This is a genomic window from Pseudorhizobium banfieldiae (assembly GCF_000967425.1).
In the GTDB taxonomy this organism is placed as follows: Bacteria; Pseudomonadota; Alphaproteobacteria; order Rhizobiales; family Rhizobiaceae; genus Neorhizobium; species Neorhizobium banfieldiae.
On the sequence record NZ_FO082820.1, the window covers coordinates 2851463 to 2877789 of the forward strand.

General features: G+C 61.6%; 23 protein-coding genes. 20 read left to right on the forward strand and 3 right to left on the reverse strand.

The window, feature by feature from the left end:
- Positions 1-19 precede the first annotated feature (19 nt).
- The 14 genes from NT26_RS14035 to NT26_RS14100 all read left to right on the forward strand — a co-directional run bounded on the left by NT26_RS14035 (position 20) and on the right by NT26_RS14100 (position 16847).
- Entirely contained in the window at positions 20-496 is a 477-nt protein-coding gene (locus NT26_RS14035; RefSeq protein WP_052639568.1) for a DUF4126 family protein, read from the forward strand.
- Positions 493-1866 carry an FAD-containing oxidoreductase gene (locus NT26_RS14040; protein ID WP_052639569.1) on the forward strand — a complete coding sequence of 458 codons (1374 nt, stop codon included), beginning with the start codon at positions 493-495 and terminating at the stop codon, positions 1864-1866. Before NT26_RS14035 ends, NT26_RS14040 begins: the two co-directional genes overlap by 4 nt.
- Positions 1867-1959: 93 nt before the next feature.
- Entirely contained in the window at positions 1960-3927 is a 1968-nt protein-coding gene (gene asnB / locus NT26_RS14045) for an asparagine synthase (glutamine-hydrolyzing) (protein WP_052639570.1), read from the forward strand.
- A gap of 5 nt (positions 3928-3932) precedes the next feature.
- Positions 3933-5243 (forward strand): lipopolysaccharide biosynthesis protein, encoded by a 1311-nt coding sequence (locus NT26_RS14050; RefSeq protein ID WP_052639571.1) that lies wholly within the window; start codon positions 3933-3935, stop codon positions 5241-5243.
- Positions 5244-5320: 77 nt separating this feature from the next.
- Entirely contained in the window at positions 5321-6394 is a 1074-nt protein-coding gene (locus tag NT26_RS14055) for a hypothetical protein (RefSeq protein ID WP_052639572.1), read from the forward strand.
- 105 nt (positions 6395-6499) lie between these two features.
- Complete coding sequence (locus tag NT26_RS14060; RefSeq protein ID WP_052639573.1) at positions 6500-8119, forward strand: GumC family protein; 1620 nt, start codon at positions 6500-6502, stop codon at positions 8117-8119.
- Positions 8120-8129: 10 nt separating this feature from the next.
- Positions 8130-9458: an O-antigen ligase family protein gene (locus NT26_RS14065; protein ID WP_244467611.1), complete on the forward strand. Its 1329-nt coding sequence runs from the start codon at positions 8130-8132 to the stop codon at positions 9456-9458.
- Positions 9455-10225, forward strand: coding sequence for a polysaccharide deacetylase family protein (locus tag NT26_RS14070; RefSeq protein WP_052639574.1), 771 nt, complete (start codon positions 9455-9457; stop codon positions 10223-10225). Before NT26_RS14065 ends, NT26_RS14070 begins: the two co-directional genes overlap by 4 nt.
- On the forward strand, positions 10222-11502 hold the full coding sequence (locus tag NT26_RS14075; RefSeq protein ID WP_052639575.1) for a glycosyltransferase family 4 protein: 1281 nt from the start codon (positions 10222-10224) through the stop codon (positions 11500-11502). The genes NT26_RS14070 and NT26_RS14075 overlap by 4 nt, the downstream gene beginning before the upstream one ends.
- Positions 11503-11637: 135 nt before the next feature.
- Positions 11638-12996 (forward strand): glycosyltransferase family 4 protein, encoded by a 1359-nt coding sequence (locus NT26_RS14080; RefSeq protein ID WP_244467612.1) that lies wholly within the window; start codon positions 11638-11640, stop codon positions 12994-12996.
- A complete protein-coding gene (locus NT26_RS14085) occupies positions 12993-14060 on the forward strand; it encodes a glycosyltransferase family 2 protein (RefSeq protein WP_052639576.1) in 1068 nt (355 codons plus the stop codon). The genes NT26_RS14080 and NT26_RS14085 overlap by 4 nt, the downstream gene beginning before the upstream one ends.
- Positions 13996-16161 (forward strand): glycoside hydrolase family 5 protein, encoded by a 2166-nt coding sequence (locus tag NT26_RS14090; protein WP_425287735.1) that lies wholly within the window; start codon positions 13996-13998, stop codon positions 16159-16161. The genes NT26_RS14085 and NT26_RS14090 overlap by 65 nt, the downstream gene beginning before the upstream one ends.
- A gap of 109 nt (positions 16162-16270) precedes the next feature.
- Positions 16271-16486, forward strand: a complete 216-nt coding sequence (locus tag NT26_RS14095; RefSeq protein WP_052639578.1) for a hypothetical protein — start codon at positions 16271-16273, stop codon at positions 16484-16486.
- Positions 16487-16649: 163 nt separating this feature from the next.
- Positions 16650-16847: a hypothetical protein gene (locus NT26_RS14100; protein WP_052639579.1), complete on the forward strand. Its 198-nt coding sequence runs from the start codon at positions 16650-16652 to the stop codon at positions 16845-16847.
- 11 nt (positions 16848-16858) lie between these two features.
- Here the strand turns inward: NT26_RS14100 and NT26_RS14105 are convergent, their stop codons facing one another.
- On the reverse strand, positions 16859-17365 hold the full coding sequence (locus NT26_RS14105; protein WP_052639580.1) for a ferritin-like domain-containing protein: 507 nt from the start codon (positions 17363-17365) through the stop codon (positions 16859-16861).
- 444 nt (positions 17366-17809) lie between these two features.
- On the opposite strand from NT26_RS14105, the gene NT26_RS14110 reads away from it, so the two are divergent.
- Positions 17810-19312: a phospholipase D-like domain-containing protein gene (locus NT26_RS14110; RefSeq protein ID WP_052639581.1), complete on the forward strand. Its 1503-nt coding sequence runs from the start codon at positions 17810-17812 to the stop codon at positions 19310-19312.
- On the opposite strand, the gene NT26_RS14115 is transcribed toward NT26_RS14110, so the two are convergent.
- Entirely contained in the window at positions 19292-20236 is a 945-nt protein-coding gene (locus tag NT26_RS14115) for a putative bifunctional lysylphosphatidylglycerol flippase/synthetase (protein WP_052639582.1), read from the reverse strand. The two genes, NT26_RS14110 and NT26_RS14115, sit on opposite strands and share 21 nt — an antisense overlap.
- Before the next feature lie 60 nt (positions 20237-20296).
- On the opposite strand from NT26_RS14115, the gene NT26_RS14120 reads away from it, so the two are divergent.
- Positions 20297-21052 carry an endonuclease/exonuclease/phosphatase family protein gene (locus NT26_RS14120; RefSeq protein WP_052639583.1) on the forward strand — a complete coding sequence of 252 codons (756 nt, stop codon included), beginning with the start codon at positions 20297-20299 and terminating at the stop codon, positions 21050-21052.
- 41 nt (positions 21053-21093) lie between these two features.
- On the opposite strand, the gene NT26_RS14125 is transcribed toward NT26_RS14120, so the two are convergent.
- Positions 21094-21363 carry a hypothetical protein gene (locus NT26_RS14125; RefSeq protein ID WP_052639584.1) on the reverse strand — a complete coding sequence of 90 codons (270 nt, stop codon included), beginning with the start codon at positions 21361-21363 and terminating at the stop codon, positions 21094-21096.
- A 296-nt stretch (positions 21364-21659) separates the two neighbouring features.
- On the opposite strand from NT26_RS14125, the gene NT26_RS14130 reads away from it, so the two are divergent.
- The 4 genes from NT26_RS14130 (at position 21660) to NT26_RS14145 (ending at position 26319) form a co-directional block, all read left to right on the forward strand.
- Positions 21660-23075 carry a cytochrome ubiquinol oxidase subunit I gene (locus NT26_RS14130; protein ID WP_052639585.1) on the forward strand — a complete coding sequence of 472 codons (1416 nt, stop codon included), beginning with the start codon at positions 21660-21662 and terminating at the stop codon, positions 23073-23075.
- Positions 23065-24069 (forward strand): cytochrome d ubiquinol oxidase subunit II, encoded by a 1005-nt coding sequence (gene cydB / locus NT26_RS14135; RefSeq protein WP_052639586.1) that lies wholly within the window; start codon positions 23065-23067, stop codon positions 24067-24069. The genes NT26_RS14130 and cydB overlap by 11 nt, the downstream gene beginning before the upstream one ends.
- Positions 24070-24328: 259 nt before the next feature.
- Entirely contained in the window at positions 24329-25570 is a 1242-nt protein-coding gene (locus NT26_RS14140) for an MFS transporter (protein ID WP_052639587.1), read from the forward strand.
- 113 nt (positions 25571-25683) lie between these two features.
- A complete protein-coding gene (locus NT26_RS14145) occupies positions 25684-26319 on the forward strand; it encodes a TetR family transcriptional regulator C-terminal domain-containing protein (protein WP_082077708.1) in 636 nt (211 codons plus the stop codon).
- Positions 26320-26327: the final 8 nt, after the last annotated feature.

Sequence of the window (26327 nt, forward strand, 5' to 3'; positions counted from 1 at the left end):
GCCCACAGAAAGGCGCCCAATGATTTATCTGCTTGCATTATTGATGGGCGTGATCGCCGGATTGCGCGCCATGACCGCGCCTGCGGCGGTAAGCTGGGGAGCCTATTTCGGTTTCATAGGATTGACGGGCACCTGGATGGCCTTCCTGGGCTCGATCTGGGCTGCCCTGATCCTGACGATGCTGGCCGTCGCCGAACTGGTGACAGATCAGCTTCCCGCCACGCCCAGCCGAACCGTTCCAGTTCAGTTCGCAACCAGGGTGATCATGGGAGCCGTCGCCGGCGCGGCGATCGGCGCAGGTTTTGGGCAATGGACGAGCGGCCTTGCAGCCGGAGCTATAGGTGCTGTGGCGGGAACATTTGGTGGCGCGGCTTTCCGGTCCGTAATGGCCAAGGCGTTCCGGCGCGATGCACCCGCGGCATTCATCGAGGACGCGATTGCGATCGTCGGCGCTTGGTTGATCATCAACGCACTCACCGTGTTTGCCGTCTCATGAAGGATTTCGATGCCATCATTGTCGGCACCGGACAGGCGGGCCCGCCGCTCGCCGGTCGATTGACGGCGGCGGGAATGTCCGTTGCGATCATCGAACGCAAGCATGTGGGTGGCACCTGCGTGAACACCGGCTGCATGCCGACCAAGGCGCTCGTTGCCAGCGCCTATGCTGCCCACCTGACGCGCCGCGCGTCCGACTACGGCATTGAACTGGAAGGTGTGCCGACGGTGGACATGCCGAAGGTCATGGCGCGCTCTCACCAGGTGACGCTGAACGCGCGAAGGAACAATCGCGATTGGCTGCAGTCGATGGAGAAATGCAGCCTGATCGAAGGCCATGCACGCTTCGAGTCCCGCCATGTCATACGGGTGGGCGAGGAGCTTCTGCGGGCTCCGCGGATATTTCTGAACGTCGGCGGCCGGGCCGCCATTCCCGATTTCCCCGGTGTCGATCAGGTGCCCTATCTGACCAACAGCAGCATTGTCCTGCTGGAGCGGGTGCCCCGCCACCTCGTCATTGTCGGCGGCAGCTATATTGGCCTGGAGTTTGCGCAGATGTACCGCCGGTTCGGCGCTGAGGTTACTGTGATCGAGAAAGGCGAGCGTCTCATCGGCCGGGAGGATCACGAAGTCTCCGACGCCATACGCGAGATCCTGGAGGCGGAGGGCATCCAAGTACGGATCGGGGCCGAATGCATTCGCCTGGAGCCTCATCCGGATGGCGTTGCCGTCGGCGTGGATTGCAGTGAAGGCGCACCGACCATCATCGGATCGGACGTGCTTATGGCGACGGGCCGGCGACCCAACACCGATGACCTCGGCCTCGACACGGCAGGGGTGGAAGTCGACGACCACGGCTATATCAAGGTTGGCGACGACCTCGCAACGACGGCCGAAGGCATCTGGGCTCTGGGCGACTGCAACGGCAAAGGCGCCTTCACCCACACCGCCTACAACGACTTCGAAATCGTCGCCGCCAATCTCCTCGATGGGGAGGACCGACGCGTCTCCGACCGTATTCTGGGTTATGCACTTTATATCGACCCGCCCCTGGGGCGCGTGGGGATGACCGAAGCTCAAGCATTGAAGGCGGGAAAGAAGGTCCTGGTTGGCAGGCGTCCTATGAGCCGCGTGGGGCGAGCGATCGAGAAGGGAGAGACGCAGGGCTTCATGAAGATCGTCGCTGACGCCGACACCAGACAAATCCTTGGAGCCGCCATCCTCGGAACCGGCGGGGACGAGGCAATCCACGGCGTCCTGGACGTCATGAACGCAGGAGCGACCGTCGATTCGCTTCGCTGGGCCGTACCAATCCATCCGACGGTATCCGAGCTCTGGCCGACGGTGATTTCGCAGATGTCACCGCCTTAAGATTCCGTTCACCGTTTCTGCCTTTTGCCGATCATTCTTAACTCGGATTGCAGGCGTGTCCGCTAGGTTCTCGGCGCGAGAAGGTGGCCGGATATGTGCGGATTTGCAGGATTTCTGGGTGAAACAACTCATCCCGGCGGAAAAGAACGCCTCCTGAACGGAATGGCGGAGGCGATTGCCCATCGCGGGCCTGACGGACGCGGGACCTTCACCGCAGACGGCGTGGGTCTTGCCCATGTGCGCCTTTCGATCGTCGGCCTTTCCGACGGAAGGCAGCCGATGAGCAACTGCACCGGGGACATCGCCATTGCCTTCAACGGCGAGATCTTCAACTATGTCGAACTGCGGGACGAGTTGGTAGCGAAGGGTCACCGTTTCCACACCCAAACCGATACCGAAGTTCTGCTGCAGCTCTACGAATCCATCGGCGAGCAATGCCTCCAGCACCTGAACGGCGATTTCGCTTTCGCCATCTGGGACGGGCGACGTCGGCGTCTCCTTCTGGCCCGTGACAGGATGGGAGTCCGTCCCCTTTTCTACACTCGGTCCGGTGACACCCTCTACTTTGCCTCGGAGATCAAGGCGCTGCTGGAGGTCCCGGGCGTGGAGGCGGAACTCGATCCTTTCGCGCTGGACCAGATCTTCACGATGTGGGCGCCGATTGCGCCGCGCACCACCTTCAAGGGGATCCTTGAGCTAGAACCCGGCCACGTCCTGATGGCGCAAGGCGGCCAGGTCACGGACAGGGCCTACTGGACGATGCAATTTCCGGACGCGCGGGATATCGATCCCGGTCGGATAGCTGATCGGCAGGAGGAACTGCAGGCACTCCTGACAGACTCGGTGCGACTGCGCATGCGCGCCGACGTGCCGGTGGGAGCCTATCTTTCCGGAGGCCTGGATTCCTCCCTCATAACTGCGCTCGCGGCTCCGATGGCTCCGAGCGGCCTCAACACATTCTCCGTAACCTTCGACAGCACCGAGCATGACGAGAGCAGCTTCCAGCGGCTTGTTGCCGAAAGCCTGAACACGCACCATCGGTCCGTCCGTTGCGCTGGCTCAGAAATCGCCTCGTGGTTTCCAGATGTGGTGCACCATGCGGAACGCCCGGTCCTAAGGACTGCCCCCGCGCCTCTCTACCGCCTCTCCGGCCTGGTACGCGATGAGGGGATGAAGGTGGTGCTGACCGGCGAGGGTGCCGACGAAGTGTTTGCCGGCTACGATATCTTTCGCGAGGCACGCGTCCGGCGCTTCTGCGGCCGCCAACCGCACTCCCGCATCCGGCCGCATCTGTTCCGCAAGCTCTACCCCTATCTGCCGGGGTTGAAGCAGCAATCACCCCAGTATCTGGCGGCCTACTTCGGCGCTGGCACCGACCGGCCCGACGACTTGCTTTTCTCACACCGGCCGCGCTTCCGCAGCACCACCGCCGCAAAGATCTTCTATTCGGATGAATTCAAGGCGACCCTTGGCAGTTACGATGCTGCCGAAGACTTGACGTCGCGCCTCCCGCGAGACTTTGGCCGCTGGCATCCGCTCCACCAGGCCCAATTCCTCGAAGCGCGTTTTCTCCTGCCGGGCTACATCCTCTCCAGCCAGGGCGACCGGATGGCGATGGCGCACGGGGTGGAGGGCCGCTTCCCGTTCCTCGATCATCGCGTGGTGGAATTCGCTGGCCGGCTTTCGCCTGAGGCAAAGCTGAAGGGGCTAGAGGAAAAGCACATCCTGCGCTGCGTGGCGAAAGGCCTTGTCCCTGATACGGTTATCCACCGGCCAAAGCAGCCCTACCGGGCGCCGGACAGCAGCTCCTTCGTCGACGGGCAGGCTCAGGCCTATGTCGGAGAGTGCCTGAGCGAGCAGGCGATCGCGGGCACCGGACTTTTCAATCCCCGCGCCGTCTCGCGCCTTCACGACAAATCCCGTTCTCGCCCGCTGACCGGCTTCCGCGACAACGCCGCCTTCGTCGGCATCCTCTCCACACAATTGTGGCATCGGCAGTACGTGCAAAACAACCGTCATGGCGTCGCCTCCGCCCGCGTCGCGGCGCCTGTTGCAGGGTGAGCGCAATGGGTGAGCACGCGTCGCGGATCCGCAACCTTCGCGCCCTCCTGCCGCACGCGGCAGCCTATGCCGCATCCGGCGGCAGCCTGATCGTCAGCTCGGCCGCGCAGCTCCTCACCTTCGCCATCCTTGCCCGCTTCCTCGGCGTCGATGAGTTCAGCCTCTTCGTTGCCATAACGGCTCTTTCCAACGTCGCCGTGCATCTCTGCGGACTAGGGGCGACGGAATGCCTCGTGCGCAGGGTCGCGCGGGACCAGGCAATCTACCCGATGCTCCTGGGTCACAATCTCATCCTGATCGCGGCAACCGGGCTTCTTCTGCTTGCGATCGGCGCCGCCGCCCTGCCATTCTTCTTCCAGGTCGCCGAGAGCCGGCTGGCAAACGTCCTGCTGATTACGACGATGCTGGCGACGAATATCGTCCTTGTCCGGGCCATCCTTTTCACCGAACAGGTCTTCATCGCCTTCTCCAACTTCGGGGCTGCAAACAAGGCTGTCATGGGCTTTGCGTTGATACGCACTGCCGCAGCGGCGCTCGCGTGTATCGTCTTCGGGGTGTCCACCCTGCAGGGCTGGATCATCTGGCAGTTTGCGGCACACGCTCTGTTTCTGGCTGCATGTGTCGCCGCTCTGCGCCCTCTCGGCCCACCTCGGTTCCGCATAGTCCGGGAAGAGCTCAGGCTCGGGCTCTATTTCAGCATCCCGTTCATTCTGAAGGCAGCCAGGCAGAACGCCGATCTCGTCGTGCTGAGCCTCGTGACCAGCGCCGAGATCATGTCCAGCTACAGCGTTGCCCGACGGATCATCGAGAGCAGCTACCTCTCGGTGGATGCCCTCAACCGCATCCTCTATCCGGGAACTGCCCGGGCAAGCGCCGCCGGCTTGCACCATGCCTCGGCGCGGGTGGGACGGATCTTCCTCGTGGCGCTTGCGATCAGTGTCGCAGCGGCAGTGGCGGTGTTCCTGCTGGCGCCGGTGCTGCCCTACCTGTTCGGCCACGAGTACACCTCGCTCGTGCAGTTCGTCCGCTACCTCTGCTGGGTGCTGATCCCGGTCTCCTGCTGGGCGATCGCGCTCGAGGCGCTGGGCGCGGCCGGACACCAGGGGTCCCGTGGCGCGGTTCTTGGCGGCGGCAGCCTGCTCGGGGCCGCACTCGCCGCCTGGGCGACCTGGTATGCCCCGCCGGCTGGTACGATCGTCTCCTACTATGTGATCGAGATCGCCATGACGATCGCGGCCTGGCTGGTCTATTTCCGCGTCCTCGCCAGATCCCGTAATGGTGACGTCTCCATTCGGTCCGGTGTGCCGGCCGAATGAACCACTTCGCCCCCGCCCTCCACGCTCCTTCACCTGTAGGGTCTTCGACGCCAGCCCCATCTCGCGGGGTGCAGCCAATGTCCCGGGGCGACCTCGAGGATGTTGGCCGCCTTTTCAACCAGGCCTTCCGGCAGGTGGCCAAGGCACCTTCCCGAGATTTGGTCGCCTACCTGGATCACCTCTTCCTTTCTTCGCCCAACTACACGGAAGAAGCTGGATCTCTCGTGCATCGAAACGCCGCCGGGCGGATTGACAGCGCCCTCCTGGCGCTACCCATGACCTTCGAAATCGAGAACAGGAGGATCACCGCACGCCTCCTCTGCGCCTTCATGGCCGACGGCAGGGCAGGACTGGCGGGGGCGGCACGCATAGCCCGCGCCATCCGGGTCTCGGATCCGGAGTTCTGCTTCTCCGACAACGCTTCTCCCGTCAGCGCCGACCACTGGATGGCCGGAGGCGGCAGCTTGCTTCCGGTCCAGAGCCTGGAATGGCGCCGGACATTCCGCCCGACAGGCGCGATGATGGAGCGGATACGGACCAAATTGCCGTGGTTGAACGAGCCGTTCCTCTCCATCCTGGCGTACCCCGTCGACCAGATGGCACGCCGCATGATGCCTTCGCTCGCCGCACGGCAGGAACTGCGGGGCCGTTGGGTCACTGCGGACGCCGACAGCCTGCTGCACTGCTTCCAAACCATGACACGCCACTTTCCCCTGCGCCCTTCCTGGTCGAAGGATGAGTTTGTCTGGCTGCTCGAAAACGCTGCCTCGAACCGGATGCAGGGCACGCTGACATCCAAGGTCCTGCTGGACCGAGAGGACAAGGAGATCGGAGCCTGCATCTACTTCCACAGCCCCCGCCGGACGGCTCATGTGCTGAACGTGCTGAGCGAACCGGGGCACGAGGTGGAAGTGGTCGAAGCGATGTTTGCCGAGCTCGAGGCATCGGAGCATGTGGCGGCGCGCGGGATGGCGCAGCCCTTCCTGATGAACGCGCTGCTGCGAACCGGCAGGACGAGCTTTGCGAACCGCGGCTACTTCTGCATGACGACGGATCGCAAGGATGTGCGCAGTGCCGTCGTGCATGATGATCTCTACGTCGGCGGCCTCGCCTCCGAAAGCTGGAGCCGGCTACTGACGGACTTCCGCTGAACCGGATTAACCCAATATTCATCGCGCGAGACTAGGTTCAACAGGATATTCGCTGTCGCAGAACCGCGCTCTCCCCGCGCGACCCGGCCCGGTTGGAGGTAGGAGATGTATCGGCCGAAGGAGCCTGAAACCCGACGACCGGACGCAGGTCAGGCGTCGCCCGGCCGCTCTCCCGCATCGCTCCTTGACCTCATCGGCCACCCACAGACAGAAGAAGGTGCCGAAACATATCGCCGGCTCGCAGTTCCGGAGAACCGAGGCAATGCCCCGGAGATTGACAACGCGACGGAAGAACAGGCTCCGGACAGCCATCGCACATGGATTCAGAACCGGCTCAATGCGCAGTTAGGCAGCCTGCGCGAACTCGGCCCGGCGGACATTATCCTGTGGCTGCAGCAACGACTGCTTCTGGTCATCGTCGCTACGATATTGGGAATATGTGCAGCCGTGGCCTACGGACTGACTGCCACGCCCCGCTACACCGTCTACACCGACCTGATCATCGACCCGCAGAACCTGAACGTCGTCTCGGATGATGTCTTCGCGTCGAACCCGCAGCGCGAGGCGCAGTTGCTGGAGGTGGAGAGCCGCCTCAGGGTGCTGACGTCGCGAAACGTCCTTCGACAGGTCATCTTCGACCTCAATCTGACGGAGGATCCGGAATTTGTGAAGCCGGGCCTTCTCGAGCCTCTTTTCCGGTTCTTCTCTCCGGCCACTTCCCTGCAGGACAGGGAACTGGGTGTCCTGCGCCAACTGAGTGAACGGGTAGACGCGCGCCGCGAAGAGCGGTCCTTCGTGGTCGTCCTTTCCGTCTGGAGCGAAGAGCCTGACAAGGCCGTCCGGCTGTCGGAATCCATCGTGCGCGCCTTCGAGTCGGAGCTGTTCGAATCGGCAGCCACGAGTGCCGGACGCATTGCGGCGGGCCTGAATGAGCGACTGGACGAACTCCGGGCGGCTGTCACGGCTGCCGAGGAGAAAGTGGAAGCATTCCGGCGGGAAAACGACCTGCAGGCGACCGCCGGTGAGTTGGCGAACAGCCGTATCTCCTCATTGGTCGATACGCAGGTCGTTGAAGCCCAGCAGAGACTGATCCAGGCCGACGCCCGTTACGCGCAGATGCAGGCCGCGGTTGCCAACGGCCAGGCGGCCACGGCGGCGGTCTTCGAGTCCCCGGCAATGACGACGCTTCGCGGTAGCTACAACGTGCTGCGCCAGCAGATTGGCTCCATGGAGCGGACCTACGGCAGCCGGCATCCACGCCTGATCGCCCTGCGCTCCGAAGAGGCGGCACTCGAAAACGCCATCACCGACGAAGCCCGACGCATTCTGCAGTCCGCAAGGACCGACACGGAACAGGCAAAGGCGGCCCTGGAGGAACTGCGAACCACTGCCGAGGATGGGCGGACGACCGTCTATGGCAACAATGATGCGCAGGTGCGGCTTCGCGAGCTGGAGCGGGAGGCGCGGGCCAAGGCAACGGTCTACGAGACATTTCTCGCTCGCACCACCCAGATCACCGAGCGCCAACAGATCGACACCACCAATGTCAGGGTGATCTCCCCCGCCGTACCGCCGCAATCAAAGAGCTGGCCGCCCCGGACAATCATAATGGCTGCGGGAGGAGCAGCGGCTGGTGCCGCTTTTGGAATCATCCTTGCACTCGGACTTGGCCTGTGGGGACATCTGTGGAGAGCACGCTCCGGCCTAGGCCGGCGCTTTGCCTGAGGAGGTTCAGTTGAGGAGCGCTGCCGCAGAGGCAATTTCTCCCTTCGCCATGGACAGGAAGGTCTTGGGCGGACTGCTTTTTCTTGGGATCTTCCTGTTCTTTTGGATCTCGCTCAATCCCTTTGTCGACCTGACGTTGCAGGCCAGCGCCAGCATCGCGACCGACAACTCCAATAAACTGAACCAGATTCTGTTCCTTTGCCTGCCACTTGCATCCGTGGCCATGGCAATGGCGACCCCCATGCGCGGCAAGCTGCTACAGCCACTGGCACTGACGGTACCGATCTTCTTGTGGTTCCTGCTGGCCTCGCTGGTCTCCAATCACACGCTGAACAGCCTGAAGGCCCTGATCCTTTCCTACCTTGTCGTCCTGGGCGCCAACTGCTGCCTTCTTCTCCCGCGATCGCAGGTGCACTTTGCGAAGCTTATCGCAATCGGCACCGGCGCTGTTCTTCTGCTCTGCTACTACGGGCTCTACTTTCTCCCGCATCTCTCGATCCATTCGGCAGCAGAGGTCATGGAACCGATGCATGCCGGGCTGTGGCGCGGGTACTTCCCGCATAAGAACAATGCTGCAAGCGCCATGGTGCTGTTGGCGTTCTGCGGAATCTTCGTCATGCGCGCCTGGTCGAAGTGGACAGGTCTTGTTCTGCTGGCAGGATCGGTATGGTTTCTGCTTCACACAGGCGGCAAGACTGCCTCGGCCATGCTTCCCGCCATCCTGCTGCTGGCGTTCATCTTCGAGCGTTTCGCATGGCTTCGCACTGCCATCGCCTTCGGCGGTGTGCTGCTAGTAAACGTCGTCGCCGTAGGAGCGGCCGTATCGCCCGGACTGACGAGCTTCATTACGTCACTTGGTGTCGACGCGACATTCACGAACCGGGCCGACATATGGAGGCTCGCAATGAATGCCGTCTCCGAGTTTCCATTGGCTGGATATGGCCTCAAGTCGTTCTGGCGCACCGAGGAACTCGTCTATGGGGGCACAGGCATCGAAACCTGGGCGGTACAAGCTGCTCATAGCCATAACGGTTATGTGGAAATTTTACTTAGCGTCGGATTTCCGGGCCTGATCCTCTCGCTCTTGTGGTTCCTCGCTGTTCCCTTGCGCGCCTTCAATAGTCTGGAAAAGGCCGGCCCGCCGAGCCATGCTGCCCGGCTTTTCTTGAGAATCTGGCTTTACCTTCTCTTTGCGTCCACGCTGGAAAGTCTCTTTTTCGAAAGCGCGAGCGGCTACAACCTCGCCTGGTTCATGTTCGCGTTGGCTCTTTTCGGTCTTCGGTACGAGGCCGACGCCCAGCAGGTCAGGGAACGCCCTAGGGGGGCCTGCACGTCATGAAGCAAACCTCCCCGTCGCTGGGACAGTTCATCGACCGCCTGGGCAACCGGCTGATCTGGCGCCTGGCCTCCAGAAGCCGCACTGTCGAGACCAAGGTTCCCCTTGTCTCCTTCACCTTCGACGACGTGCCTGACACCGCCCTCACGAATGGAGCGGCGATCCTCGAGAAGCATGGAGTGCGGGGTACCTTCTACATTGCCGGCGGCCTCGCCGGACAAGTCGAGCCAGACCGGACGCTGATCTCGCCCAGCGGCTGCCAGGAGCTGGAAATGCGTGGCCATGAGATCGGCTGCCATACCTTCGCCCATCGCAGCGTCCGCAGCTATGGCGGCACGCTATCCCGGGATCTCGAAAGAAACAGGCAGTTCCTCGAGAAAGCGGGCGTGAGCCGTGCTCCCAAAAACTTCGCCTTCCCATACAATGCCGCCTGGCCGCTGGCACGGAAGACACTGAAGGCTCGCTATGCGACCTGTCGCGGCGCTGGCGAGGCGATCAATCGGGGACACGTGGACCCGTGGATGCTGAAGTCCGTCGAAATTCGCCAGCCGGAAAAGCACGCGCGAGAACTGAGCCGTTGGATCGACGACGTCGTTGCCGACAGCGGCTGGCTCATCTTCTTCACCCATGACATCGCCGACCGCCCCACTCCTTACGGCTGTACGCCGGATACCTTCGACCACTTGGTCGGGCACGCAGTTCGGACGGGTTGTCAGGTGGTGACCGTTGCCGAAGCGGTTGGTCGGCTTGGATGGGGGGACGTCCGATGAATTTCGTTGCTCGCAATGCCTCACCGCCTCGCCTGCTCAATATCAACAACTACTTCTACCGGCGCGGCGGAGCGGAGGCAGTCTTCCTAGACCACTCGACGCTCTTCGAGGAAGCGGGCTGGGATGTCGTTCCCTTTTCGATGCAGCACGAGAAGAACCTCCCATCGCCCTGGTCGGACCACTTTGTCTCCGAAATCGAATATGGCCGGGAAGCTGGTGGACTTGGAAAGGTCCTGCAGGCGTCCAAGGTCATCTACTCGTTCGAGGCGCAGTCCCGGCTGAAGAAACTGATAGCAGAGGCGCCGCCGGACATCGCCCACGCCCACAACGTCTATCACCACCTCTCCCCGGCGATCTTCTCGACACTGAAAGCGGCGCGCATTCCGGTGGTCATGACTGCCCACGACCTGAAGATTGCCTGTCCGGCCTACAAGATGCTGCGCGATGGGCGGATCTGTGAAGACTGCCGCGGCGGTCGCATTCACAACGTCGTGCGGCACAGGTGCATCAAGGACTCACTCCCGCTCAGCACGGTCGTTCTTGCCGAGACGGTCCTGCACAGGATGCTTGGCCTCTACCGCAACAAGGTGGACCGCATTGTCGTACCGAGCCGCTTCTATCGTGCCAAGCTTATGGAATGGGGATGGCCGGCCAAGCAGTTGAGCTATGTCCCCAATTTTGTCGATCTGGACGGGTTCGGTACTGGCTGGAATGAAGGCGACTACTTCGTCTTCGCCGGGCGCCTCGCACCCGAAAAGGGCCTGACTACCCTGATCCGAGCTGCTGCGAGGGCAAAGCAGCGGCTGATTATCGCCGGGACTGGACCGGAAGAGGCAGCGCTGCGTAAGCTCGTCGAGGAGACCGGCGCAGACGTCATCTTTGCAGGCTTCGTCGCGGGCGAGGCTCTTCACCGGCTGATCGGTCAGTCCCAGGCGCTGGTGCTGCCCTCGGAATGGTACGAGAACGCCCCGATCAGCATCCTCGAAGCCTATGCACTTGGCCGTCCCGTCATCGGCGCAGCGATCGGCGGCATACCGGAGATGGTGAGGGTCGGGGATACGGGACTCACGCCCGAAGCGGGCTCGGTGGAGGACCTTGCCGACGCCCTGTCGCAAATGGCAGCACTTGGCGCCGCCCGAAGATCAGCGATGGGCGCGGCCGGCCGCGAATGGGTCTCCCGCGATTTTTCGCGTACCGCCTACCGCGAACGAATGCTGGCGCTGTACGGGGAGCTTTCTCCCGGCATCTCCGCCCAGGCGCAAGCAGTCCCGCAATAGCACGAGAGCAAGGCTTTTTTCCTCGATCCTGTGCCAAACAGGCACAGGATCGATCAAATTCTACTGATCACGTTCTCGGAAATCGAATGTTCCATCTGTAGAACCTTCGCAGAAATGATTTCCGGACCGGACACCATGAAAACGAAGCATCGGGAGCCAGCGGCGGGAGCAGAGCCGGCACAGCGGCAGTCGATCGCGCCACCCGCGCTCGACGGAGCTGATGCCTACTCGGCTGAACAATTCGAACAAGTCGAGGCGAATGGGACGGCTGCGGTTTCCGTCGCCGGTAGTTTTCAGCCACACCCTGCATTCAAGGATTTGGCCGCCGCGAGATCCAACGCTGATCGCGGCGGGAGCGCCCGACCCCTTGTCATGATGCTCGGCCTGCGCGGCGTTCCCGACGTTCAGGGAGGTATCGAACGGCATGTGGAGATGCTTGGCCAGGAACTGGCCCGCGAGGGCTGGTCGGTCGAAGTTCTCGGGCGTCGCCCCTATCTGAAGGAAAACAAGCCTTTCACCTGGAAAGGGATGAGGGTGACGCCGCTTCTCGCACCGCGTTCGATGATGCTGGAGGCATTTGTCCATACCTTCTCCGGCATCCTTTATGCGGCCCTGAAGCGTCCTCACATTCTTCATATTCATGCAATCGGCCCTGGCCTGCTCGTGCCCCTTGCAAGGCTGTTCGGTCTGCGGGTTGTCACCACTCACCATGGCTACGACTACGACCGCGAGAAATGGGGCGCCAATGCAAAAAAGATCCTGCGGCTTGGAGAGCGGCTTGCGGTAAGGATGTCGCATGCGGCGATTGCCGTCTCCCGCGATGTGACCGAGACGATGCAGGAACGTTACGATCGCCGCCTCAGCCACGTGCCGAACGGCGTCCTGGTTCGGCCAGCCGCTCCCCATCCCGAAATTCTGGAGAGGTTTGGCCTGACACGACGCCGCTACGTCGTCATGGTCGCAAGGATCGTGCCAGAGAAGCGCCAGACGGACCTCATCAAGGCCTTCGCTCAGTTGCGCAGCGCGGACTGGAAACTCGCCATTATCGGCGGAGCCGATCACAAGAGCCGTTACCACGAGGAAGTAGAGGCCCTTGCGAGAGAAGTTCCGGGCGTCGTGATGACCGGTTTCCAAAGTGGCGATAACCTCGCGGGACTTTTGTCGCAGGCGGGTTTGTTCGTTCTGCCCTCCCTCCACGAAGGCATGCCGATCTCCCTTCTCGAGGCCATGAGCTATGGCCTCCCCGTGCTTGCCAGCGATATTCCCGCCAATCATGAGGTTGAGCTTCCCGATCAGGACTATTTCCCTCCGGGGGACGTTGACGCCCTCACTGCCGCACTTCGCCGCAAACTGGCCGAGCCTTTCAATGAACAAGCGGCCCTGGCGCGTATCCGCTATGCGGAGAAGAACTACACCTGGTCCTCGATCGCTGGGGCCACGACTGCGGTCTATCAATCCGTCCTTGATGGCGGGAAGGTCGGGAAGCGCCATTGATCGTCTCCGTCATCATAAAGACACTGAACGAGGAAAGGCGGATCAGGCGGACCATAGAGACCGCCCTGGCGGCAATCGCGTCCGTCGACGGCGAGATCATCGTCGCCGACAGCGGCTCCTCCGATCGCACGATCGAAATTGCCTCTGCCTATCCGGTGCGTATCGTGCAGATCATGCCTCCGGCCGAACCGAGCTGCGGCATTGGTCCCCAGCTTGGCTACCAGTATGCCAAAGGCAGCTATATCTGCTTGATCGACGGCGACATGGAACTGGACGAGACCTTCCTGGGCGAGGGACTGGACTTCCTCGCAAAGAACCCGAACGTCGCAGGAGTCACGGGTCACGTCGAGGAGAAGATGCTCGATAGCTTGGAATACACCAGACGCGTGACGCGAAACGCTCCGGAAGCAAGGACAGGCAGTATCGACCGAATGAATGGCGGTGGTCTCTATCGTCGCGCGGCGATAGGGAGCGTTGGCTACTTCACCGACCGAAATCTCCATTGCCATGAGGAATTCGACCTGGGCGTCCGTTTGCGGAGCAAGGGATGGCTCCTCCACCGGCTCGACTGGCGCTTCGTCTCCCACTACGGCCACAGCATCAATTCATATCGGCTGCTGGTTCGACGTTGGCGCACGAAGTATCTCTTCGGGATTGGAGAGTTGCTGCGTGCCTCGGTAGGGCAACCATATTGGAAGAACGTTCTGGCTGATCTGCCGGAATTGAGGCTGTGGGCACTGGTTGCATGCTGGATGCTGGCATCGCTCGCAATGCTGGTTTTCGTTCCGGCGAAGGCTTTGGCCGTGTCGGCCGTACTTGTCTTGGCGGCGGCTGTAGTCGCCGCCATGTCGATACGCAAACGCAGCTTCACGATGGGGCTCTACACGGTCGTTGCCTGGCTTTTCCATACCACCGCCGTGCCGTTCGGTTATCTTCGACCGCGACGAGATCCGCGGCAATGGATCGAGAGCCGCGAACTGGGAGGACAGGATGCGGAAAATGCTCCGGCTGGTCTGGATGGCGATGGCAATCGCTGGACCGGAGTCTGCCAGCGCGTCGGATGACTGGCTTCCGGTGCGGGAGACAAACCTTGCCATCGCAGCAGGCAGTCCGCTCGATTTTTCGCCCTTTCTGCCCAACCTCCCGATAAATGGGTCCGGCGCTCGCCTGATAGCCGGCGAAGGCGGACGCATGGCGCGCGCCGAGGCGCCGGCGGAACCGTTGCGACTGCACTGTGCGTCACTGGCCTGGAGCCCGGCTTCCGGCGGTTTCCCCGATCACGCCACTGCCGACATCTACGCCCGCCAGTTGGCGATGCGCGGCTATAACCTCGCCCGTCTCCACTTCGTCGACGCCAGCCTGATGATGGGGCGCGACCGGGATTTCGACTTCGACCCTGAGACGCTGGATCGGATCCACTACCTGATGGCCGCGCTGAAGAAAGAGGGCATCTACTGGATGATCGATGGCCTCACATCTTGGAGTGGAGGCTATGGCGATATCGAGCATCGCTGGGACCCCACTCCGGGATTGAAGCTCGAGATGCACTACGATGAACAAGCTTTTTCTCACTGGCGACGACTGGTCACCAGCCTTCTGGCCGGGGTGAACCCGTATACCGGTGTCGCTCCGATCCGTGACGAGGCTCTCGCACTGCTGATCCTTGCCAACGAAGGCGGAATGGAATTCGAGACCGTCGTCCATGGAAGGAATGGAAAGCCGCACTATCCGGAGGGGTTGCGTAAGCCCTTAAATGAATGGCTGCAGCGGCGTTATTCGAGCGATGCGGAGCTCCAGCAGGCATGGGGTGACCTGCAGCCAAGCGAAAGCCTGCAGTCGAGTACGATCCGATTGCCCGCCGACCGATACAATGACACGGCTCGAATGCGGGATCTGCAGGCCTACTTCGTCAGCGCCGAACAAGCACTCCTGGAGAAGATGACGGAGGTGGTTCACCGCCTCGGATATGACGGCCTCGTCAGCTCCTATAACAACTGGACGACCAACCAGACCGCACTCACACGCTCACGACTACAGGCGGTCACCATGAATACCTACCACGACTGGGTGAGCGGGTATCAGTCCGGCGCGAAGATCACGGGTGAAAGTTCGATCGGCGATGGGGCAGCCTATCTGCGCATGGCGGCAGCAGCGCGCTGGCTGGGAAAGCCGTTCGTCATGAGCGAATACGACCACCTCTTCTGGAACCCCTACCGCTACGAGGCCGGACTTGCTGTTCCGTCCTACGCAGCCCTGCAGGGCTGGGATGCGCTTTGCCGCCATGGGCACGGCCCCATTGCCTTGCGCTATGGGGAGCCGTTCGCGCACAAGCGGGCAATGCTTCCCTATGCCATTGCACTCGATCCGGTGGCACGGGCCGGGGAAACCCTTGCGGCCCTGCTGTTCAGGCGACAGGATGTTTCCCGGGCAAGGAACACCATTCCCTTCCTCGTCGAAGGCGTTTCGGATCTGACGGGAGACATGCAGGCGGCGGAGCCGGATGGGCTGACGTTTCTGGCCCTGGTTTCTAGCATCGGCCTGCAGAAAAGCGAGGGCCTCAGAACGCCCTACACCATCGGGCAGCCGCGATCGGATGGTCAGGCCGAAAACCTCCTGCGCTCCATGAAAGATGCTGGCCTTCTGGCCTCTACCAACCGTACCGATCCTTCCATCGGGGTTTTCGAAAGCGACACGCGCGAGCTCCTGTTCGATGTCGCGAAAAAGACCCTCCAAGTGGTTACGCCGCGAACGGAAGCTGCGGCGTTTTCATCCGTCACAGCGCCCATTTCTCTTGGCTCCCTGCGTATCATTGGCGCCGAGGGAGGAGGGTTGTTGGCGGCCTCGGTCACCGATGGCGCCCCTTCCCTCGCGCAAAGCCGGCGTATTCTCATTATCTACGCGACCGATGCCCGCAACACCGGCATGCGGTTTCGGGATGCCGGAAACAGGGTGATCGACGACTTCGGAAAGCTTCCCGTACTTATCCGAAAGGGAAGTGTTTCACTGTCCTTGCCTCAGAGATCCGGCTCTTGGCGTTTGTTGCCGGTCGGACTGGACGGCACGGTCCATCAGCCGGTGCTTCAACGCGCTGGCCCGGTGGATTTCACTCTCAGCAACGATACCCCCTTCGGCCCGACAACCTTCTTCCTGCTGGAACTCGACTGATCCCTTATCCGCCGGCAACGGGATCAAATCGCTATCGATGTGGTTGGGTGACGGTGGCATGGGGCGCGCTCATTCGCGCCGCCTGCCCAAACAGGAAGGAGAAATCGCAATGGCGAACGCGAGTTCAAAGCACATCGGATCCGGCGCGCACGGGAAGTCCTCCGGAACCGGAGCACTCACCGACGTGGACAAGGATGTTCTGCCGGACAACATGGTCCTGTCGAACCGTGACAAGGCGCAGCATTCGCGAGAGCGCGGTCTGGACAGCAAGACTGTACAGACCGACCAGTTTCATGACCACCAGGACAATCACCTGGAGAGGTAACCTGTAAAGTCTGCGTGAGAATTCAGACATCGGCCGTTCGTAAACGATTCTAACCTCCCACGGCGCTTGCATGTTGCCGTGGGAGGAGTAGGCTTTGCGTCATACCTTGGAAGCGCCGGGACCACATGCGCCAGGACGTTGCTCCGGACCACGAGGGCCACCAATGACTCAGCATATTCAGGGAAGTGCATTCGAGCCGCAGGATCTGGCCTGCATGCAGAGGCTGTTCAGCGCAGCCTGCGCCGCACGAGGCGTCGACGGCAAGGGGGAAGCGGCCAACCAGCTCGCCGCTCGCATCTTCGAACTCTATCAGCAGGGCCTGCGAGAAGAGAAGGATCTAGGTTCTCACCTGCTGGCATAAGTTGCCACAACTCATCGCTTGGCCTGGAGGTCTCGCTCGTCCCGGAGAAGGTAGAGACGTGTGGTGTCGTCCAGATTACCTTCAAGCCAATCGGCCATGGCAATCTCTTCCTGGAGGATTCGTTCGAAGACCGCTTTTGCTTCGACCTCGCCGAGTTCGTCAGCCGCAGCGATGAGAACACGATAGGCAGCGATTTCCATGTGCTCGAAAGCGTAACCCGCCATCGCTCCCCTCACAACCTCGTCGGATGTCAGGACACCCCCGAGCCCCTGAGCCGTTGCCGCCAGTCTCCCCGTCAGATCCCTGACCAGCGAAATCCCTCCGGATGGTAGGGTATCCAGCAATTCCTGGAGAAGACGCAGATGCTCCTGTGTCTCCAGAACATGCCTCTCTATCCGCGCCTTCAGTTCCGGATAACTCTGTATCCGCTTGGCCTGCGCGGTCAGCATGGTCAGCGCCTGCTCCTCCATCGCATGCGCGTCGCGTAGCCAGGCAATAAAGCGATCCTTCATGTGCATCTTGATCTCCTCAGGGACTCGAGCGCTTGCCCTCAACTCGACCTTTATCAGACCGGTTCCGACAAAAATGGGAACTTAGGGCGGCATCTGCAGTTCATCGATCATAGCCATGAAGAACAAGGTCGCCTGATGCGGAACTTGAACCACGCATGCGCGATGATAGGCGCGGCGGCGATCAAGAACTAGATCAGGTACGAAGGAGACGGACATCAACTCGCCAGATCCAAGAGAGCCCCACGAAACCCCGCCGGTTCCGGCACCGGATCTCAACCCTGTGCCACCGATCGACGAGCCTGAACCAGATCGGCTGCCGGACGAAGATCCAGTGCCCAATCCTGACGAGACAAGCGAACCGCCTGTCTACGCCTAGTACACTCGCTGACTCTCATGGAACTAGAGTAATCTGCGCGCGTTCATCTATGATCGCTATCAAGGGGTGCGTAGGTGGACGTGACAACAACCGCTTTTCCGGCAGACCAGGAATCCCGTAAAAATCCAATCATCAAGCCCGGACACAATGCATGGCGCAGTTCGCGCGCTGAGAAAGCTGCATTTCTGGTCGACGGAGCCGATTACTTCCGTCGCCTGGACCAGGTTCTGGAGCATGCCCGGCGCTCTATCTTCATCATCGGCTGGGACTTTAATCCGGATATTCGACTGAGACCGGAAGATCCGGACTGCCCGACGCTCGGCGAGCGGCTTCGGAGTCAGGTCGAGAGCCGGCCGGACCTGGAGGTGCGGCTCATCGTCTGGGGCATGGGGCCAGTCTACTCCGGCAAGAGCCTGAAGATGTTCGGCAAGATGGATTGGAGCGACCACGAGCGGATCATCCTGAAATTCGACTTCGACCATCCGCTGCGCGCCAGCCATCACCAGAAGATCGTCGCCATCGACGATAAAACCGCGTTTCTCGGCGGCATCGACCTCACCGCCCGCAGATGGGATGATCGCGAGCACCGATCTGATAACCCGCTCCGAAAATCTCCCGACGGCACGGCCTATGGCCCGGTTCATGATGTCCAGAGCATTGTCACGGGGCCTGCAGCCGTTCTGATAGGCGATGTTGCGCGGCGCCGGTGGCGCAAGTTGACGGGCGAGACGCTTCAGCCGCTACCCTCCCTGGAGGGCTCCAACCCCTGGCCTGACGATCTCGACGCCACCTTGAGAGATTGCTCTGCGGCACTGGCCCTGACCGAAGCATGGAAATGGAAGGGTCGGCGCGGCCACAGGGAGGCCATCCGCCTGACGCACGACGCGTTACGCGCTGCGGAGCGCCACCTGTATATCGAGACGCAATATCTGGCTTCCTTCGGTGTCGCCAGAACGATTGCGCGACGGCTGAAGGAGCCGCGCGGGCCTGAGATCGTGGTCGTCGTGACGCGCGAATCCCACGGTTTCGTCGAGCAGTTGATGATGGGCAAGAACCGCAACCGCCTGATCCGCAGGCTCATGCGGGCTGATCGGTATAACCGGCTGCGTGTCTACTATGCGGTAACCCCGGACGCACAGGGTAATGACCGTGAGATCGTGGTTCATTCGAAGGTAATTATCGTCGATGATCGGTTCATCCGCGTCGGCTCCTCGAACCTCAATAACCGGTCCGAGGGCTTGGACACGGAATGCGATATTGCCCTGGAGACATATAGCGCTGAAGGACGCCAGTCGATCGAGCGGGTGCGCGACGATCTCATTGCGGAGCACCTGGATGCGTCACCGGAGCAGGTATCCGCACAGGTCCGCAACACCGGCTCCCTCATCGCGGCGATTGAGTCACTTAACACATCTCCACGCGGGCTGCGCCAATTTCACGTCGGGCCCAAGGAGGGCGACACGGAATCGGTGGTGGGCACGGGTATCATCGATCCCAAGCAGCCCTTCTGGCCGATTCGCCCCATGCTGGCATTCGTAAGGCGCAGCTTTTCCCGCCTAACCCGCCGGCTGCTTTGATATCCTCCCGCGCGGCTGGCGGCGAAAATAGGTTTCGCTCGCCACCAGCGTCGGCACCCCCACCATCAGCGGAACGAAGAAGTACAGGATCCGGAAGACAACCAGCGCGCCAATCGACGCATCGATGGGAAGAACACCGAGAATGGTGGCTTCCAGCACGCCCAGGCCTCCCGGCACGTGGCTGATCAGGGCAGCGATGTTCGCAGTGACGTAGGCCGTGGCCACCGTCAGGTAGTTGACCGCAGAAATGCCCAGTAGGAGTTGATGAATGCATGCGGCGACGCAGGCAAAGTTGAGCGTGCCGACCGCGATTTGGCCAAGCGCAAGCCAGACGGAGGGTGGCTGGAAGCTCCACCGGTACAGGATAAGGGGTAGCCGCACGCGCCAGCAGATCAGCAGGTACAGCGTCGGCACCAGCAGACAGATGCAGCCCAGAGCAACCGCCGTCATTTCGTTGATGCCGAGCAGGTCTCCGCCCCGCCCCTGTGTTATGATCAGCGCTAAACCGGCAAGGGTGACCAGGCCTAGACCAACGGTGACGCCGCAGAAGATGATGACCTTGGCAACCTGCTCGCCCGAAAGCCCCCAGCGCGAATAGAAGCGGTAGCGCACCGCACCGCTGCTCAGGGCAGCCATCCCAACGTTGTGGCCGATGGAAAGGCTGCAAAAGGACGCCAGCGCCACCTGCCGATAGAGCAAGGCGTGACCCGCATAGCGCACGGCGAGCCAGTCGAAACCAGAGAGACACGTATAGGAGCCGACGACGAATGCGAAGGCGAAGAGCAACCTCTGCTGCGGGATGGAAGCCACCGACAGCCTGATCTCCTCTAGACTATAGCGTCCGAGACTACGGTAGACGAGGAAGGCCGCGACCACGATCGCCAACGCAGCCAGAATTTTGAAAACGCGTCGCCTCGTAACCATCCGCTCCTCTCTCAGTTCGTGGACGGGGAACGAAAACCGGACAAACGGGTTCCCCCGCTCATGTCAGCCACTCCGCAGCAACCACCAGCCAAGCCCGGCACCATCCTCAAGGTCCTCAGCTACAACGTCCACAGTTGCATCGGCACCGACCGCAAGCTCGATTGTGCGCGCATTGCCGAGGTGATCGCAACCATTGCTCCCGATATCATCGGCCTGCAGGAACTGGATGTCGGCCGCCGACGGACCGGTGGCGCTGATCAGGCACATATCGTCGCGTCGCTCCTGCGCATGGAATTTCACTTCCATGCTGCACTTCACGTGGCGGAAGAACGCTATGGCGACGCTGTTTTGACCGCGTTGCCGATGCGTTTCGTAAAGGGAGCCATGCTTCCATCCTCCGGAGAGCAGCGCGGGGCCTTGTGGACGGAAGTGACTGCCGGAGATCGGACCGTGCAGGTCTTCAATACTCACCTGGGCTTGCGCCGCAGGGATCGCGTCAGCCAGATGACGACACTGCTTGGTCCCGGCTGGCTCGGCAATCCGGACAATGCGGACAAACCGCGCATCCTCATCGGCGACCTGAATTCCATCGGCAGGTCCGCCTCCTATCGCCTTGTTACGAAGCATCTGAAGGATGTCCAACTGGAAGCGCCGCGCCGGCCGCAGCCCACCTTCCCATCCCGCTATCCGATGATGCGCCTCGATCACATCTTCGTATCGGAGGGTATCGAAGTGCTCGACGCGGAAGTGATCTCCACCTCGCTGACACGCCGGGCATCGGACCACCTGCCGCTACTGGCGACTATTCGCCTTTGAATGGCATACCTACCTTAATCGCCCCTGTTCTGCAGCAAGCTTCAGTGCTTGCCACGAGATACGAACTTGTTGAACCGGCTGGTCTTCCCGCTGGAGGTCTCTTCCTGATAGAGGAAGCACAGCTCGTTCTTGTCAAATATTTCGAAGAAGTCATCCCACTCGATCGGCTCCAGCGACTCTTCCGGCTCGCCGAAATCCACCCGTAGGATGCCTCCTTCGCCAGAGTCTTTGACCCGCGCCGGGTGACCGCCGCGTTCCTCGATCCAGTTGCGGATTTGCTTGTGGTCGGTGGTCTCTACCGATTTGCTCATCTTGACCTCCTTTGAACATCTCGCACCCGAACCTGAGCCGGATGCGATTGTTCCGGACCGAAACCTGTCTCGACAGCGGGAACCTTTCTGCTGCGTCCGCGGTTGATCACCCGTCGAAAGCTCTAGAATGCGGACGACAGCGTCATAGTACCCTCCCCAACTCGGCGCCTCCTTCGGGAGTGCGCCGTCTTTCTTCCGACGGCTCTGCGTCGATCCGCCCGTATTGACCTCCCTGGCATTCAACCCATTTTTCAACCAGCGGACCCGTCGCTGCAGTTGTTAAGTGAGGATGGACGATGCTCGAAAACCTCGACGCCACACTCCTGGCCAGGGTTCAGTTTGCCTTCACTGTTTCTTTCCACATCATCTTCCCCGCCTTCTCGATCGGCCTCGCAAGTTATCTGGCGGTGCTTCAGGGCCTGTGGTTGTGGACGAAGCAGGAGGTCTATCTCGAGCTTTTCGACTTCTGGAAGACAATCTTCGCATTGGCCTTCGGGATGGGCGTGGTATCGGGCATCGTGATGTCCTACCAGTTCGGCACGAACTGGAGCGTATTCTCCGACAAGGCTGGGCCCATCATCGGTCCGCTGATGGGATACGAGGTCCTTTCGGCCTTCTTCCTCGAAGCCGGTTTCCTCGGGGTCATGCTGTTCGGGAGGAATCGCGTCGGCCCCGGCCTGCATTTCTTCGCCACGCTCATGGTTGCCTTCGGCACGCTGATGTCGGCGACATGGATCCTCGCTGTGAATTCCTGGATGCAGACGCCGGTCGGCTTCGCCATGAACGACGCAGGACAGTTTGTGCCGGTGGACTGGTGGGCCATCATCTTCAACCCTTCATTCCCATACCGGCTGGTGCACATGGTGCTGGCCGCCTATCTGACCACTGCACTGGTTGTGGGTGCCGTGGGGGCCTACCACCTGTTGCGCCGCACATCGCCGCTTCGCGCGGGAACGATGTTCTCGATGGCCATGTGGATGCTGACGATCGTCGCACCCCTCCAGATCCTCGCAGGCGACATGCACGGCCTCAACACGCTCGAGCATCAGCCGGTCAAGGTCATGGCCATGGAGGGCCACTACGAAAGCCATCCCGATGGAGCCCCGCTGATCCTCTTTGGCCTCCCCAATCCTGAGGAGAAACGGGTCGATTACGCAGTGGAGATTCCCAAACTCTCCAGTCTCATCCTGAAGCACGATCTCAACGCGCCTCTGGATGGCCTCGACACAGTTCCCGAAGAACTGCATCCACCGGTTCCGATCGTCTTCTGGTCCTTCCGCATCATGATCGCCATTGGCTTTGCGATGTTCGGCCTCGGCTTGTGGAGCCTCTACTGTCGTTGGCGCGGCTCCCTCTATGGCAGCGAATGGCTGCACCGGTCTGCGATCGTGATGGGACCTGCAGGATTTGTTGCAGTCCTGGCAGGATGGATCACCACCGAAGTCGGGCGACAGCCGTTCACCGTCTACGGGCACCTGCTGACGGCCGATTCCGTTTCGCCGATTGCGGCACCGGCGGTTGCCACCTCGCTAATCGCTTTCATCATTGTCTATTTCCTGATCTTCGGCGCGGGCACCTTCTATATTCTCCGGCTGATGTCCCGCCTGCCGCGCGACCCGATGGGCGACCTCGATGAGGGGCCGATCCGTACGGCGGGCATCACGCCTGCCCCTCAGGCAGCCAAACACGAGGAAGTGCGTCATGGAGCTTGATCTCGCCTTCATTTGGGCCGCCATCATCGCCTTCGCGGTCCTCGCCTACGTCATCCTCGACGGCTTCGACCTCGGCGTCGGCATCCTCTTCCCGTTCTTTCCGGAGAAGCATGATAAGGACGTGATGATGAACAGCGTTGCACCCGTATGGGACGGCAACGAAACATGGCTGGTCCTCGGCGGCGGCGGGCTGCTTGCCGTCTTCCCCCTTGCCTACGCTACCATCCTGCCGGCGCTCTATGCTCCAATCATTGCCATGCTGCTCGGGCTGATCTTCCGCGGCGTCGCCTTCGAATACCGCTGGCGCACCAAGCGGGCGGAGCCGCTCTGGAACTGGGCCTTCACGGGCGGGTCGGTCGTCGCAGCCTTTGCCCAAGGCGTGGCGCTGGGGGCACTGGTGCAGGGAATTCCGGTTGAGAACCGGGCGTATACGGGCGGCTGGTGGGACTGGCTCACGCCCTTCTCAATCGCCACGGGGCTAGCCGTCCTGATCGGTTATGCGCTGCTCGGGGCGACCTGGCTGATCATGAAGACGAGCGGAGAACTGGCGGAAAGGGCACGGCGCTATGCCTATATGGCCGGGGTCGCCACGCTGGTGGCCATGGGTATCGTCAGCCTCTGGACGCCCTTCCTCGAGCCGCTCTATCTCCAGCGCTGGTTCAGCTGGCCGACCGCAGCCTTCAGCCTGATCGTCCCCGCTCTGGTCGCCGCCTGCTTCCTGGTGCTGGCCCACGGCCTGCGCACCCGTCACGACAGCCGCCCCTTCATTGCGTCGCTTGGTCTCTTCGTGCTCGGCTATGCCGGGATCGGGATCAGCTTCTATCCCTATATTGTCCCCACCTCGGTGACGATCTGGGATGCTGCGGCTCCCGACGAGAGCCTCGCCTTCCTACTGGTCGGTGCGCTGGTCCTCGTGCCGCTGATCCTCGCCTACACCGCCTATGCCTACTGGGTGTTCCGGGGCAAGGTGAATCCCGAGGAAGGCTACCACTGATGGCAGCGTCTGGGACCCTCAGGCGGCTTGCGTGGTTCGTCGGCCTGTGGCTGGCGGGCGTCCTTGCAGTGACTGTCGTCGGGCTAGTCATCAAGCTCTGGCTCGGTACCTAAGTCCATCTCTCGACGCGGTGCGCGCCGACACCACCTGCCACCAAGCGGGATGCAGCGGCTGGACGCCACCGTCAAACAGGTTACAGTCGCCTGAGCTTGAGCGGACGCGGAATGCGGCGCATCGGCATGTAAGGAGGCGACGGGACTTGGCCGCAGAACCACTGGTGCAACGGGATAGCGAAGCGCGCCAACGCTGGACGACCCTTGCCCTTCTCTGCTGTGCGGTCGTCCTGTCCTTCTCGACCTGGTTTTCAGCGACCGCCATCGCTCCAGAGCTGACCCGCGCCTGGAACCTCTCGACCGCTGAAGCGACCTGGCTGACCAATGGTGTCCAGATCGGCTTCGTCACCGGCGCCTTGCTTGCGAGCCTGTTCAATCTGCCGGACCTGATCAGGATGAACCGCCTCATGGCCGGATCGGCGACATTGGCCGTCATCGCCAATGCTGCCCTCTTGCTGGAGCCGCCTCCCATCGTCGCGATCCTCTGCCGGATCATCACCGGTTTCGCGCTTGCCGGTGTCTATCCGCCGGCGCTCAAGCTCGTCTCCACGTGGTTCGTGGCCGGCCGAGGCCTTGCCTTCGCCGCCGTAATCGGGGCGATAACGGCCGGGTCAGCTCTTCCGCATCTTTTCCGTGGCACGACCTCCGGAATCGCCTGGCAACAGGTCGTCGTGCTGTCGACCATCGCCGCCCTCGCAAGCATGGTGCTCTTCCTGCTTTGCGTGAGAGAAGGTCCGTTCCCATACGGCAAGGCTATGTTCGACCCACGCCAGATCGGCCGTGTGCTGCGCGACCGCCATGTCGCCCTGGTGAATATCGGCTACCTCGGTCACATGTGGGAACTCTATGCCATGTGGGCATGGCTCTTGACCTACCTGACCGCGGCCTTCGAGGCCGGCGACTACGGCACGGCGCAGGATGCATCCCTCCTGACCTTTGCAACCGTGGCTCTCGGGGTAGCCGGTTGTTTCGCTGGCGGCGTGCTTTCGGATCGCATCGGGCGCACCGCGACGACCGCCGGCATGATGATCGCCTCGGGCCTCTGCGCGTTGACCGTCGGCTTCGTCTATGACGGACCGCTATGGCTCCTTGCCATCGTGGTCGTCGTCTGGGGGATCAGCATCATCGGCGATTCCGCACAGTTCTCGGCGGCGGTCACCGAACTTGCCGATCGTAATTACATCGGCACCGCTCTCTCCCTGCAGATGGGCATGGGTTTCGCGCTGACGATCGGCATGATTTGGGCGCTGCCCAGACTGGCCGAATTGCTGGGCGGATGGCAATGGACTTTCTCCGTGCTTGCGGTCGGACCCTTCGTCGGCGCTGCTGCCATGCTGTACCTGCGTCGGCTGCCTGCCGCGACCCGGCTCGCGAATGGACGCCGCTGACTTGGCGCTTGCAGGTTATTATCCAAACGTATAACAACAGCGGATAAGGTGGACACGAAAGTGATATCACCGTGTCCCTATCGTATGCTCCCTCTCACTGGACCAAGGCTTGCATGAATACGCGCCGCAGTTATCACCGTGCCAGCGAAGGCGAGCGGCGAGAAGAGCTCATAGCAGCAACGCTCGACTGTATAGCGGAAGCTGGAATAGAGGGCGCAACGGTGCGCCAAATCGCGGCGCGCGCCGGTGTGACGCCCGGATTGATCCGTCACTACTTCATGACCAAGGACCAGATGCTGCAGGCTGCCTACCGGCAATTGATGAACGGCATCACGCAGACCACAACGGCGGCGGCTCAAGGAGATGACCCACGCACTCGGCTGCGCCAGTTCATCGTCGCGAACGTCACGCCACCCGTGACCGACAGCCGGACGCTGTCCCTGTGGGCCGCCTTTATCAGCCATATCCCGCTCGATCCCGCATTCGCCGCCATCCATCGCGAGAGCTATCTGGCTTTCCTTGGAGAGCTGGAAAGACTCCTCTCGGACTTCTTTGCAGACCGCAAGCGGACGGTGAGCGCCACCGAGTGCCGCTCCTACGCGATTGCGCTGAACGGATTGATCGACGGCCTCTGGCTCGAAGGGACGCTCGCGCCGGACATGTTCGACGACAACGAAATTGCCGGGACAGCCATCGTCTCGGTGGAGGCGCTGCTGAGGCTTCCACCGGGTGATCTGTCTCTGGCTTGAAGATGAAT